At 66.2% G+C, this 12,765-nt stretch carries 15 protein-coding genes; 12 read left to right on the forward strand and 3 right to left on the reverse strand.

From position 1 onward, the window contains the following. Window positions 1–156: 156 nt before the first annotated feature. Window positions 157–1,569, forward strand: coding sequence for a helix-turn-helix domain-containing protein (locus tag N1032_RS01245; protein ID WP_259536969.1), 1,413 nt, complete (start codon window positions 157–159; stop codon window positions 1,567–1,569). Window positions 1,570–1,694: 125 nt separating this feature from the next. Then, window positions 1,695–2,933 carry an MFS transporter gene (locus tag N1032_RS01250; RefSeq protein ID WP_259536971.1) on the forward strand — a complete coding sequence of 413 codons (1,239 nt, stop codon included), beginning with the start codon at window positions 1,695–1,697 and terminating at the stop codon, window positions 2,931–2,933. Between the two features lie 97 nt (window positions 2,934–3,030). Here the strand turns inward: N1032_RS01250 and N1032_RS01255 are convergent, their stop codons facing one another. Continuing rightward, window positions 3,031–4,029 carry an AraC family transcriptional regulator gene (locus N1032_RS01255; protein WP_259536973.1) on the reverse strand — a complete coding sequence of 333 codons (999 nt, stop codon included), beginning with the start codon at window positions 4,027–4,029 and terminating at the stop codon, window positions 3,031–3,033. 28 nt (window positions 4,030–4,057) lie between these two features. Here N1032_RS01255 and exaC point away from each other — a divergent pair, with 28 nt between their 5' ends. From exaC to N1032_RS01270, 3 genes are read left to right on the forward strand one after another with little or no spacing between them, the layout of a single operon-like run. Beyond that, on the forward strand, window positions 4,058–5,635 hold the full coding sequence (exaC, locus tag N1032_RS01260) for an acetaldehyde dehydrogenase ExaC (protein WP_259536975.1): 1,578 nt from the start codon (window positions 4,058–4,060) through the stop codon (window positions 5,633–5,635). Beyond that, window positions 5,635–6,048 carry a DUF779 domain-containing protein gene (locus N1032_RS01265; RefSeq protein WP_259536977.1) on the forward strand — a complete coding sequence of 138 codons (414 nt, stop codon included), beginning with the start codon at window positions 5,635–5,637 and terminating at the stop codon, window positions 6,046–6,048. Before exaC ends, N1032_RS01265 begins: the two co-directional genes overlap by 1 nt. Window positions 6,049–6,077: 29 nt before the next feature. Further along, a complete protein-coding gene (locus N1032_RS01270; protein ID WP_259536979.1) occupies window positions 6,078–6,746 on the forward strand; it encodes a DUF4412 domain-containing protein in 669 nt (222 codons plus the stop codon). Between the two features lie 24 nt (window positions 6,747–6,770). Here N1032_RS01270 and N1032_RS01275 read toward each other — a convergent pair whose 3' ends face one another. Beyond that, on the reverse strand, window positions 6,771–7,898 hold the full coding sequence (locus tag N1032_RS01275; protein ID WP_259536981.1) for a tyrosine-type recombinase/integrase: 1,128 nt from the start codon (window positions 7,896–7,898) through the stop codon (window positions 6,771–6,773). Next, window positions 7,873–8,559 carry a helix-turn-helix domain-containing protein gene (locus N1032_RS01280; RefSeq protein WP_310795923.1) on the reverse strand — a complete coding sequence of 229 codons (687 nt, stop codon included), beginning with the start codon at window positions 8,557–8,559 and terminating at the stop codon, window positions 7,873–7,875. Before N1032_RS01280 ends, N1032_RS01275 begins: the two co-directional genes overlap by 26 nt. A 221-nt stretch (window positions 8,560–8,780) precedes the next feature. On the opposite strand from N1032_RS01280, the gene N1032_RS01285 reads away from it, so the two are divergent. The 7 genes from N1032_RS01285 (at window position 8,781) to N1032_RS01310 (ending at window position 12,744) form a co-directional block, all read left to right on the forward strand. Continuing rightward, on the forward strand, window positions 8,781–9,281 hold the full coding sequence (locus N1032_RS01285) for a hypothetical protein (RefSeq protein ID WP_259536984.1): 501 nt from the start codon (window positions 8,781–8,783) through the stop codon (window positions 9,279–9,281). A gap of 104 nt (window positions 9,282–9,385) precedes the next feature. After that, window positions 9,386–9,553 (forward strand): hypothetical protein, encoded by a 168-nt coding sequence (locus N1032_RS01290; RefSeq protein WP_259536985.1) that lies wholly within the window; start codon window positions 9,386–9,388, stop codon window positions 9,551–9,553. A 91-nt stretch (window positions 9,554–9,644) separates the two neighbouring features. Next, complete coding sequence (locus N1032_RS01295; RefSeq protein WP_259536986.1) at window positions 9,645–10,385, forward strand: helix-turn-helix domain-containing protein; 741 nt, start codon at window positions 9,645–9,647, stop codon at window positions 10,383–10,385. Window positions 10,386–10,593: 208 nt separating this feature from the next. Beyond that, window positions 10,594–10,911: a hypothetical protein gene (locus N1032_RS01300; RefSeq protein ID WP_259536987.1), complete on the forward strand. Its 318-nt coding sequence runs from the start codon at window positions 10,594–10,596 to the stop codon at window positions 10,909–10,911. Window positions 10,912–10,973: 62 nt separating this feature from the next. Further along, complete coding sequence (locus N1032_RS01305; protein WP_259536988.1) at window positions 10,974–11,528, forward strand: hypothetical protein; 555 nt, start codon at window positions 10,974–10,976, stop codon at window positions 11,526–11,528. 126 nt (window positions 11,529–11,654) lie between these two features. Next, the gene (locus N1032_RS28365) at window positions 11,655–11,927 is read left to right on the forward strand and encodes a helix-turn-helix domain-containing protein (protein ID WP_407933005.1); all 273 of its coding nucleotides are present in this window, start codon (window positions 11,655–11,657) and stop codon (window positions 11,925–11,927) included. Beyond that, complete coding sequence (locus tag N1032_RS01310; RefSeq protein ID WP_259536991.1) at window positions 11,920–12,744, forward strand: hypothetical protein; 825 nt, start codon at window positions 11,920–11,922, stop codon at window positions 12,742–12,744. Before N1032_RS28365 ends, N1032_RS01310 begins: the two co-directional genes overlap by 8 nt. Window positions 12,745–12,765: the final 21 nt, after the last annotated feature.

Raw genomic sequence — 12,765 nt, forward strand, 5'->3', positions numbered from 1 at the left:
GGCGGCTCCTCCGATCGGGCTGCCGCAAATCGACAGGTGTATTCCAGGCTATCCGCACGCCCATGGCATCGGAAGCGCCGGAGAGCGATACTGGGATGGTGGCCGCCCCCGTTCTCGCGGCCCGCAGCCACGATCGACGATGATTGGCGGTTCCGCGTGACCAGTCCCTGGCTCGCTCTGCCCGACGTGGCGGGGCGGCGCCCCCGGCGCGTCGTCGCCGAGAGCTGGGAACGCGCCCGCCGGCACTCGCTCGATCCGGAGCACGTGCTGCCGAACCTCGAGGTCGGCGAAGACGTGATCGCCGACTTCCGGCTCGCGCATCCGCTCGCGCCAGTGCTGCCCGTCATTCGCAAACTGCTCGTGCGCGACGCCGAGGGGTCGGGGCTGCTCGTGGCCGTGGGCGACGAGATGGGCCGGCTGCTCTGGGTGGAGGGCGACAACGCCGCCAAGCGCCAGGCCGAGCAGATGCGCTTCGTCGAGGGCGCCGGGTGGTCGGAGAGCCGGGTCGGCACGTCGGCGCCGGGCACCGCGCTCGAGCTCGATCACGGCATCCAGATCCACGACGCGGAGCACTTCAACCGACTCGTGCACGGCTGGTCGTGCACGGCGGTGCCGGTGCACGACCCCGAGACACGGCGCATCCTGGGCGTGATCGACATCACCGGCGACGCTCGCGCGGTCGACCCGCACACGCTGCCCCTGATCGAGGCCACCGCGGCGGCGGCCGAGGCCGAGCTGATGGTGCTGCGCCTGCGGGCCCTGCGGGACGGGACGGGGTCGGGGTCGGGCGCGAGCACCGGTGCGGATGCCCGTGCTGGAGCTGGTGCGGGTGCTCGAGCCGGCGCTCGCGGCGGAGCCCGATCGGCGGCAGCCGCCGCCGACCCTCTCGTGCGCATCACCGGGTTCGCCCCCGCCCGCCGCCCGGCATCCGCCGGATCGGCGCCCCGAGCCCGGGCCCGCGTCTCGTCGATGCACGTGCTCGGCCGGGACACGGGTGAGCTGACCGCCCCGCGCACGGCGCCGGGGCCCGACGGCGAGGGTCGCGGTGTGGAGCTGAGCAGCCGCCACTCCGAGATCGTCACGCTTCTGGCATGGCACCGCGAGGGCCTCTCGGCCGCTCGGCTGGCCGACCTGGTCTACGGCGACGACGCCGCCACGGTGACCCTGCGGGCCGAGATCGTGCGGTTGCGGCGCATCCTGCGGGCGAGCGGCACCGGCGTCGACCTCGAGTCGCGCCCCTACCGCCTCAGCGAACCGGTCGAGCTCGACGCCCACCACGTGATGTCGCTGCTCGATCGCGGTGCGCACCGGGTGGCGCTCGCGGCCTACCGCGGGCCCCTTCTGCCGGGCTCCGAGTCACCCGGCGTCGACGACATCCGGAGCTCCCTCCGCGTGCGCCTGCGCGAGGCCGTGCTCACCGATGCCGCCCTCGACGTGCTGCTCGACTACGCGTCGACCGAAGACGGCCTGGGCGATGCCGAGGTGTGGACCGCAGCCCTCCGGATGCTGCCACCGCGCTCACCCAAACGCGCCGGCATCGTGGCGCACCTCGAGCGGCTGAACCCCTGACGCCTCGAACCCCTGACGCCCGAACCCCTGACGCGTCGCCCCTGACCTCCGAACTCCGGACGATCGGCACGCGCTGCCCGACGAACGATCGGGTGCCCGGATGCCGCCGAGCGCACGCTGGAGCAATGACAACCAGCACCACCACCGCCGGCGGCGAGCCGGCCACCGGCTCACGTGCCGCCGTTCCCGTCTCGGCATCACCCACCAGTCCCGCCGGATCCGGGGGCCGCACCTCCTGGCTCGGCGTCGCGTCGCTCGGCCTCGGCGTCTTCGCCCTCGTGATGGCCGAGTTCCTCCCCGCGAGCCTGCTCTCGCGCATCGCGACCGACCTGCGGGTCTCGGAGGGCGTGGCCGGGCAGTCGGTCACGGTCACGGCGATCGTCGCCGCCCTCGCCGGCCTGGCCCTACCGGTGCTTTTGCCGCGCATCGACCGCCGCCTCGTGATGCTCGGTCTCACGAGCCTCGCCATCCTCTCCGACCTGCTCGTGGCGCTCGCGCCCGACTACGCGGTGCTGCTCGTCGCGCGCATCCTGCTCGGGGTCGCGATCGGCGGCTTCTGGGCGCTCTCGCTCGGCATGACCGCGCAGCTCGTGCCCGCCGAGAAGCTCGGCCGTGCGATGACCGTGGTGAACATGGGGGTCTCGCTCGCCACTGTGGCGGCCATCCCTCTCGGCGCCTGGCTCGGCGAGCTGTGGGGATGGCGCTGGGTGTTCGCGCTCGCGGCCGGTGTGGGCGTGATCGCGCTCGTCGTGCAGCTCATCGTGCTGCCGTCGGTGGCGCCGAGCGGAGCGCCCGGGTTCCGCGCGCTCGGCACGACCCTGCACTCGCGGGTCGTGCTGCTCGGGCTCGTCGCCATCGCCCTCATCGCGGGCGGTCACTTCAGCGGGTTCACCTACATCCGGCCGGCCGCGGAGTCGATCTCGCACCTCGACGCCGGCGGGCTCGCCCTGCTGCTGCTCGTCTACGGCATCGCCGCGTTCTTCGGCAACCTGATCAGCGGTCCGCTGTTCGACCGTGCGCAGCGGGTGGCGGTGCTGGCGTTCCCGGTGGTGCTCGGAGCGGGCATGCTCGCCTTCGCAGCCAGTGGCGCGTCGCCGGTCGGCGTGTTCGCGGCCGTCGCCCTCTGGGGGCTCGCGTTCGGCGGGGTGCCGACCGTGCTGCAGACCTGGATGGCACGCGCCGAGCCCGACCGCCTCGAGAGCGTCGGCGGCCTGGTGGTGGCGGCGTTCCAGGTGGCGATCGCGGTGGGCGCGGTGGTGGGCGGAGTGCTCGTCGACTCGGTGGGGGTGCAGACCGCGCTGATCGCCGGTGGCCTGGCCGGCATCGCCGGGGGAGTGCTGCTCGTCAGCATCCGGCGCCGCTGAGGGCGACGGGCGTTCCTTTCGGGAGGAGCTGAGCGCGAACGACGCGCCCTGGGGCGCGAACGACGTGAGCTCCTCCCGATCGTGCGCAACCCCCCGCCTAGAAGGGCGCGAGACCAGCGGCGGTGGTGCCGGCCGTGCCGGCGGTGGCGCCGACGGCACCGGATGCCGCATCCCGCCACGCCGTGGGCGAAGCCCCCGCGAAGCGGCGGAAGGCCCGGCTGAACGCGACGTCCGACCCGTAGCCCAGCGTCGCGGCGGTCTGCGACACGCTCAGCCCGTCGCGCCCGAGCAGCTCTTTCGCCCGCTCCATGCGCAGCCGCGCGAGGTACTTCAACGGGGGATCGCCGACGGTCTCACGGAACCGCTCGGCGAAGATCGACCGCGACGACTGCGCCACGCGGGCGAGGCCGGCGACGGTCCACGGCTCGCTCGGGGCGGAGTGCATCGCCTCGAGGGCGAGCGCGATGTGCGGATCACGCAGCGAGATGAGCCAGTTCGACGAGTTCGCGGCGCAGCCCTGTTCGATCCAGGTGCGGATGGCGGCGGCGGCCACCACGTTCGCGAGGCCCGTCACCACCATGGCCGATCCGGGCCGGCCGGCCGACTGCTCGTCGCGCATGCCGTCGAGCAGGGCGGCGACCAGGGGCTCGCGCAACACGAAGCAGCAGGCCACCAGCAGGTGGGGAAGCTGCCGCTCGATCGCCGAGTCCGCCGACGAGTCGAGCACCATCGCCCCGCTGAACAGCTCGGCGTCGTCGAGGGCGGTCACGGTATGGGCGCCGCCACGTGGCAGCAGCAGAAAGTCTCCGGCGGCGATCGTCGCCACCTCGCCGTCGCGGCTCACCGTCGCCCGACCGCGGCCGAGGTGGTGGAACATCACGGTGCCGCCGTCGAAGCTCGCGCGCGAACCCTGGGGCAGGTCGGCCGACTGCATGCCGGTCACGGTGAAGTGCAGCCGGGCGATGAGTTCGCTGAGCGGGTCTCGCCGTGTGCCGAGGGGTGTCATGAGAAAGAGAAGCGCCGGCGGCGCCGGGTCATTCCCGTGGGCGTGCGGCCGCAACCGGATGCAACCTGCCGCGGCGTAGGGTCGCGGCATCCGACACCGTCGTCGACAAGGAGCAGCAATGACACTCATCGATCGCCCGGACACCGAGGCGCAGGCACCCGCCGCGCCCTCGTCCACCGTCTACGCGAACCCCGGAACCCCGGATGCGGTGGTGACCTTCCGCAGCCGCTACGACAACTACATCGGCGGCGAATACGTGCCGCCGGCCAACGGGCAGTACTTCCAGAACCCCACCCCCATCACCGGCAAGGTGTTCACCGAGATCGCGCGTGGTACCGCGCCCGACGTCGACCGGGCCGTCGAGGCCGGCTGGAAGGCGTTCGACGCCTGGGGCAAGACGAGCGTCGCCGAGCGCGCCGTGATCCTCAACAAGATCGCCGACCGCATGGAGGCGAACCTCGAACTGCTCGCCGTGGCCGAGACCTGGGAGAACGGCAAGCCGGTGCGCGAGACGCTCGCGGCCGACATCCCGCTCGCCATCGATCACTTCCGCTACTTCGCGGGGTGCATCCGTGCGCAGGAGGGCGGCATCTCCGAGCTCGATCACGACACGGTGGCCTACCACTTCCACGAGCCGCTCGGGGTCGTGGGGCAGATCATCCCGTGGAACTTCCCCATCCTCATGGCGACGTGGAAGCTGGCGCCGGCGCTCGCCGCGGGCAACTGCGTCGTGCTGAAGCCGGCCGAGCAGACGCCTGCGTCGATCCACGTGTGGCTCGACCTGATCAAAGACCTGCTGCCGGCCGGGGTGCTCAACATCGTGAACGGGTTCGGCATCGAGGCGGGGGCGCCATTGGCGTCGCATCCGAAGATCCGCAAGATCGCGTTCACCGGCGAGACCACCACGGGCCGCCTTATCATGCAATATGCGAGTGAGAACCTCATTCCCGTGACGCTCGAGCTCGGCGGCAAGAGCCCGAACGTGTTCTTCGCGGATGTCGCCGACGAGAAGGACTCGTTCTACGACAAGGCGCTCGAGGGCTTCACCTTCTTCGCCCTCAACCAGGGCGAGGTGTGCACGTGCCCGTCGCGGGCGCTCGTGCAGCGCTCGATCTACGACGGCTTCGTGGCCGACGGCCTCGACAGGGTGGCGAAGGTGAAGCAGGGCAACCCGCTCGACACCTCCACCATGATCGGGGCGCAGGCGTCGAACGACCAGCTCGAGAAGATCTTGAGCTACATGGACATCGGCAAACAAGAGGGCGCCAAGCTGCTCACGGGCGGCGAGCGGGCTGATCTCGGCGGCGAGCTCAGCGGCGGCTACTACGTGCAGCCGACGGTGTTCGAGGGCAAGAACTCGATGCGCATCTTCCAGGAGGAGATTTTCGGGCCGGTGCTCGCGCTCACGAGCTTCGACGACTACGACGACGCCATCTCCATCGCCAACGACACCCTCTACGGGCTCGGCGCCGGCGTGTGGTCGCGTTCCGGTTCGCAGCTCTACCGCGCGGGCCGGGCCATCCAGGCCGGGCGGGTGTGGTCGAACACCTACCACCAGTACCCGGCGCACGCGGCCTTCGGCGGCTACAAGCAGTCGGGTATCGGGCGGGAGAACCACCGCATGATGCTCGACCACTACCAGCAGACGAAGAACCTGCTCGTCTCCTACGCCGACGGGCCGATGGGCTTTTTCTGATGCCCGAGACCCCCGAGGCGTTCTCGCGGGTCGATGTGACGGATGCCGCAGCAGCCATGCTGCGGCATCTCGCCACGACCCACGGGCAGCTCATGTTCCACCAGTCGGGCGGCTGCTGCGACGGCTCGTCGCCGATGTGCTTTCCGGTCGGCATGTTCCGGGTCGGTGCCTCCGACATCCTGCTCGACACGTTGCACGTCGACGGAATCCACCCGGTCGAGGTCTACATGTCGCGATCGCAGTTCGAGTACTGGAAGTACACGCACCTCACCATCGACCTCGTCGACGGCCGCGGCAGCGGCTTCTCGATCGAGGCGCCCGAGGGCAAGCGCTTCATGATCCGCTCGCGCATGCTCGATGACAGCGAACTCGAAGCTTTCGGACTCGCGACTCACGGCGCCGTCGCCCCGTAATCCGGGCGTCCGGTGGTTACCCTGGGGTCATGTCGACGCTCAGGCATCCGGTGGGTCCCCAGCCCAAGAAGGTCTACTGGCGACGACGGCTCGTGTTGGGCTTCGTGCTCGTGGCCATCATCGCGATCGTCGTGCTCATCATCGTGCGCCCGGGTTCCGGCGCGGGGGCGGGCGCCGACGCGTCGGTCGCCACCTCGTCGCCCGCTGCGGGCGACACCGCACCCGCCACCACGGCGGCGCCGGCCACGCCCGGTGCCGTGGATTCGGGCTCTGACACCCCGGCCGGCGAGGTGGCCGCGTGTGCGGCGGGCAACATCTCGGTGGTGCCGGTGACGGATGCCGCCACCTACGAGCCCGGCGTGAACCCCCAGCTCTCGTTCACCATCACCAACACCGGTTCCGAGGCCTGCAAGATCAACGCCGGCACGTCGCAGCAGATCTACACCATCACGAGCGGGGAGGAGACCTACTGGGTCTCGACCGACTGCCAGACCGATCCCTCCGACACCCAGGCCGTGCTCGAGCCGGGCGTGGGCGTCTCGTCGACACCGTTCAGCTGGGACCGCACCCGCTCGTCGGCCGAGACCTGCACCGCCACCGATCGGCCCCAGGTGCCGGCTGCCGGTGCCTCCTACCACCTCAACGTGCGGGTCGCGGGCATCGACTCCGCCGAGACGCAGCAGTTCATCCTCAACTGACCGTATGGGTCTTCTGCCCACTGTTTACTTGGGCGCAGTCCGCAAACGGTCCGCAGAAGCTTTCAGCGTCTCCCTCATGATGGCGTTCGCGGCCTTCCGGGTACGGTCTTCTGCGGACGGCCACAGGTGGCTATACGTGTTCAGCGTGATGCTCGGCGACGAGTGGCCTAGGGCTCGCTGAACCGTGACGACATCGCACCCGGCTGCGATGAGCCCGGACGCGTAGAAGTGTCGGAGGCTGTGCAGCGTGAAGGCCGACCACTTCGCCGCGGTGGCCGTCTTCTTCCACATCGACAAGATGCGGTCATAGAGCGGCGGCTGATGTCCGGAACCGCGGAACAACCATCCCTCAGGGCCAACAGTCCCGTGCTCCGCGATGTGCGCGCTGATGGCTGCGAGTAAGTCATCGGCCGCGAAGATCGTACGCTCCGACCCATGCTTCGGGGGAGTCGTGGTAACGACCACACCTGGTGCACGCGTGACCTGCCGCGTGACCGTGATGGTGCGGCCGAGGAAGTCGATATCACCCACTTGCAGACCTTGCGCCTCACCGACACGGAGCCCCGCGAAAGCGCACACCTTAAGCAGCGTCTCGAACCAGCCTTCAGCGTTATCTACCAAGGTGGACACTTGCGCCGGCGTCGGGATCTCCATCGCCACGGCTGCTCGCCGCAGACGAGGGAGCACAACGCCATCAAGCGGGTCGAAGGTCAACGCCCGGTCACGGATGGCTGCACGTAGGACGGTGCGTACGTTGCTGACCCGGGTACGGATCGTGGAGGGCTGCAACCCTGCGGTCTGCATCGACTTCACCCACGCCTCGCCGTGAGACCTCCGAAGCTTCCTGAACTCGACCGTGCGGAACGTGCACCCGTTCATCGCCGTATTCATCGCAGGCACCGTTGATGCAGCCCAGATTTGGCGGGGTGACCAATCGTCGTAGAACGACGCAAGCGTCTGCCTGCTGTCACGCGGGTCGACGTGTGTACCAGCAACGAGCGCTGCAGTAACCGTATTGAGCCAGTGCTGTGCGCTGTTCTCTAAGTCGCGCGGGTTGTCCTTATACCTGAAGTGGCGGGAGTGTTCCTTGCCGTCGTGGTCGCGGTACCGGGCCCGCCAGACGCCGTTAGGCCTCTTTTGAATGCTCGACATGGCTCTCCTGTAATTCAACGGGCAGCATGGTCCTTGCTAGGTGCGCAACCAGGTCGATCACAGCGTCGATTTGTCCGGGGAAGGCCATAACCTCCGGATAGACCCGGGCCATCAGCAACTCAAGGCTGTCCTGAGTCATGCGCTGCTTCAGCCAGTCGAAGAACTCATCAAACGAGCTCAGATCGCCGACGACGGGATCTTTCACGAGGTGGACTAGGTGCGGATACTCATGAAGCAGGTCCCGAACTTCGAGCGCGGAATTGATCAACTGCACGATCGGACCGCGCGCGTCGTCCGTGACCGCTGAAAGCTTGCGTTGGGCAAGCACAAGCTCCGACTCAGGGGTTCGTGCGATCCCGAGCAGCTGATTCATGCCAACGTCCAGGATGTCGGCCATCACTACGGCCTCCGAAAGGCGCACGGGACGCTTGCCCTGTTCAATGCGAGACACGGCGGAGGCATCCATAACGACTCCTCGCTCACTCAGCCGGTCCGCGAAGGCGCGCTGGCTCAGGTTCCTCGCATCACGAATTGTTGCCAGCGCTCTACCGAAGTTCGAGTCAATGGACGGAGCCGGGAAGGATTGTTGCATACATGCATCGTAATGCGTTGACAGCAATTGTGGAAGCGTGTATAACGGTGATTGCAGTTGCAGCAACATGTAGTGATAACCGCAACAATCGATTGGAGACTCGTGACTAGCACGTTGAAAACCCTCGGCGAGACCGCCGAGTGGATGCGAAAGACCGAAGCACAGCTTCGATGGATGATCCACCAGGGGACGGCGCCCAAATCGGCTCTCATCGGCGGTCGGCGCATGTTTCGCGAGAGCGATTGTGAAGCATGGCTCGCCGCTCAATTCGATAGGGCCGGCTAGACGCCTTGGCGGTCTTGACTGGCCGTGCCCGTTGGCACGGCGACTTCGCCCATCACTTGGCGACCCAGGAACTGGGCGCCAACGGCAACTCAGGATGGATGCTGCTTGCGCAAGGCGTTCGCGTGTTTCTCATTGAAGACGTGTTTGTGAGGCTCGCGACGGCTGTGCGCGAGGCCGAACTAGAGCACAAAGGACGCGACGTACTCCCACACTTCGACACTGTTGCCGAATCGGCACATTGGGACATCGTCAAACGGGAACTCAGTTCGTACGAGCGATGGGCGTTCTTCCATCAGCCCACTCAGTGGAGCGCCCGCCTGTCACTCACTTCCGCTCAGGCGGCCGATCGAGTCCTGACGGAAGAGTGTGACATCGCCGAAACCCGGCGAAGCCAGAAGAGGAGCACGGGCAAGCGATACCGCGCCGTTCTCAAAGAAAAAAGCCCCGACCTGGGCAAACAGGCGGGGCTTGCACATCAACACATCGAAGGAGACACGTTGAAATGACTGCTATCAACTATCTTATAAGCTCCCGCGGAGTAAGGAACAGGAATTCCCGCCGCCAAGGTCGCCTTATGTCGAGGCGCCTGACTGCTGTCGTGCGTTCGCACGTGACCTTCCGCGAGTTCTACCGGATAGAGACGACAACCGGCAGAACGCCTGCCCGGGCGCTTGCAGTATGGCTGGGAATCAGGAGCCTGTTTGCCGTCGAACTCGTCGTTATGGCCGCGTTCATCGGGACTGCGCCCGAGGAGCTCATGCGACAGGCCAAACTCTGACGCCATCACCAATCTGACCATTGCCGAGAGGGCCCCTGCGGGGGCCCCTTCTTTGTGCTTACCGAACTTTTACCGCAAGCAAAGGACCGAAGTGCCGGAAAACAAACCGAGCGAAGGCGGGTTCTCGATCATCCCCAACTGGGTGATCAGAGAATCTGACCTTACGAAGAACGAACTGCTCGTCTATATGGCTCTGCTCAATCGCATGGACTCCGGCGGGTATGCATGGCCCTCGATATCAACCCTCGCTCGTGAGTCGCGCTCCTCAGCGCGAACCGTCCAGACGACCCTCAAGACGCTCGAGCAGCGTGAATTGGTGCAGAAGCAGACACGTCGTCGCGAGGACGGCAGCAATTATTCGAACAGGTACCGGGTGGCAGTGTTCAGCCGCGAAGCGCCCAACCCCGGGTGCAAGGGCTACACCCCCCGGGTGCAGGGGTTGCATGAGGGGGGTGCGCCAGCTGCCGAGGAAGAAGAACCATTAGAAGAAGACCCAAGAGAAGAAGATCTGAGGCCCAAACAGGAGTTTGGGCGCGCAACCCCGTTCTCATTTGTGGACGACTCCGTGACCGACGATCAGTTGGCATACCTTCGCGACCTCAACCTGCACCACAACAACGAGCTCCCCTCGGAGGCTCGCGCCGCCGCGTGGCGCCGTCTTACAAGGGCTGAAGCGTCCGAGCTGATCGGCCAATACCTCCGAGTAGTTGAACGCCACGACTCCTATCAGGGTCCGGAACTAGGCGAGAGCAACTATGACGCCCTGAGTGACATCGGCAAGTTGTGGGCCGACGTCGGAATGATCCCTCAGGACGTGGGGGAACTCGCATGATGATCGACACCGGCCACCGCTGCGATCGCCACGTCGGCGAAGCGTTCCCCCCACGGTGTTACGAGTGCCTAGCCGAGGCCTCCAAGCCCTCCCAGGCGCCCCCAGTGACCTACTGGGGGCGTTGTCATGTCCCGGGCCACGAAGAGTACATCCTGACCCGCAGCTGCCCCACATGCGCCCGCTGCGAACGCGAAGAAAGAGACCCAGAATGATCACCCAACCCCACGCCCGCCAAATACTCCTCGAGCTCTACATGCGGCGCATCACCGCCGACGTCGACCACACCTCAGCTGACATCCTCACCACATCTGTGACCCTCGCGGCAGGCAAGGATGCGGAAGCGACGATAGCTAACCTGGGATGCCTCATCACTGAGCTTGTCTCAGACCTCGCATACCTTCTCCGCACGGTCGGAGAACAGACTGTGGCCGGCTCGCTCAACATTGTTCGGAATCTTCCAATGGCGCGAGACGTCGAGTCCGCGGAGTCGATCAACTGGGATGCATTGCCCTGGGGTGCCGAATGAAGGGCGGGAACTCGCTCTACCCCGTCACCGATGAGCAGAGACTGCGAGCCAAGCAGCAAGAAATGGTCTCCATCGATGAGGGCTTCGCTGTGCGGTGGGTCAAGTTCATGCGCGAGTTGCTCGCGGAGAACCTAGACGACGTCGAGTTCACGAGACGTCGAATGGCGGGTCTCGAGCTGTGGACCAGGGATCGAAAGAGAGAAGCCCACAACCTGCACTACCGGTACGACCCCAGGCGCAGGAATCCGCGACTCATCGTCCGGGACATGAACGCATTGGAGGCAAAGATCGCGGCCTTCAGGGCGACCTTCGATGCGATGGCGGCCGACTCTGATGGTGCCAATCAAACGAGGGACGCCGAGGCGACCACCAAGGACGCCGCACGTGCTCCCCGGAAGCTGGAGGCGGCACCGAGAACCGTCGAGCCCAGTCCCCCAGTCATTCGTGAAATGCGGTACTTCGATCCGAAGATAGAGGAACTGGTTCTGCGCGAGACCGGGCTCGACGTCCGGTACAACACAGACCAGCAAGTGCTAGACGCGTACACGCGGGACGGCACCTTCACCCCTCCCCAAATACAGGCACGCGCTGACTTCTTGAAGATGAGGGTGCGCTGATTGCGCCCGGATGACATCAAGAGTCCAGACGGCACTGTGGTGATCCCCGAGCGGGCTGTAGAGGCTTTCACCCGCGTCCTGACGGCCGTCGTCCGTAGTGATGCTCGTCAACGGGACCCCCAGGTCATGGTCGATCTGGCCGTGCTCGTGGACCTCATCAGGCAGCGCATCGACGTAAGTTCCGCTAACGGAACCACCTATGACAGTGAAGGCAGACTTGTAAGTACCGGCGAGACTGTCACGGTCCCGGTCGCAGCCGCCCGGCTCGGGTGCTCCCCGCGAACGCTGACAAAAGCGATCGGGGAGCACCGCTTGGAGGCCCGAAAACTCGGCAGAGACTGGCTCATCCGTCTTGCCGATTTGGACTCATACAGATTTGGAGATAGACGCAATGACTGACCCCCAGGAAGACGAAAAGCCCGAACTCGTCACGGACGCAGATGTTCGCGCCGCCGAGAAGGCAGCCAACGAGGCTGAGGCACTTGTGGCTGCTCTTGAGGAAGCGATCATGGACGGCGACGAGACCGTTGGTGAGGAACAGGTTCTAGAGCAGGAGAAGCTGTCGCGGTTCGCGAGGCTGCGCGTCGAGGCAACCCGCAGGAAGGCCGAGCGCTCGAAGGAGGCTCGACGCCAAGCGGCCCTGACTGAGCTCCGGGCGGAGATTGAATCGTTTGCAGACGGCAGCGGCAAGACTTTCGCGAAGCATCTGCGCGAAGCAGAGAAGGCTCTCACGGCGCTGGCGGTCGGCGCCTATGAGCGTAACGAGCAGATCAAAGCCTGGAAGTCGCGCATGGTCGCGCTGGGTGTGCCAGCCAAGAACCCGACGTTCATTGTCCCGTCGAAGGAGCACAAAGAACTCAGCTATGCCGAGTCTGGCTATGGGATTCGTGGTGTGCAGGTCGGTACTCGAGAAATCGAGCTACGGGACACCGGCATGTTCGTGCAGGGTCTCATTGGTCTTCTGGTCAGGGAGCTCAACGAGCGTGGCGTCAGCGGACATTACCTGACTGCGGACGTGCCCGTGTCCATCACTCGGGAGCAGCTTTACGACATGGTGCAGAAGATCGACGCCCCCGGTAAGGAGATTGACCGCGGCGGCCACTTCTACCGAGGCGACGGTGGCGTCCTTCATCGAACAGACAAGCCCATGACTGAAGACCAAATCAAGACCGGCAACCTTCGGAAGATCAGCGCGAAGGAGGCGTTCAATGACTGAGCAGCGGAGCGAGGAGTGGTT

It is taken from the genome of Herbiconiux daphne (genome assembly GCF_024979295.1).
GTDB classification, from domain to species: Bacteria; Actinomycetota; Actinomycetes; order Actinomycetales; family Microbacteriaceae; genus Herbiconiux; species Herbiconiux daphnes.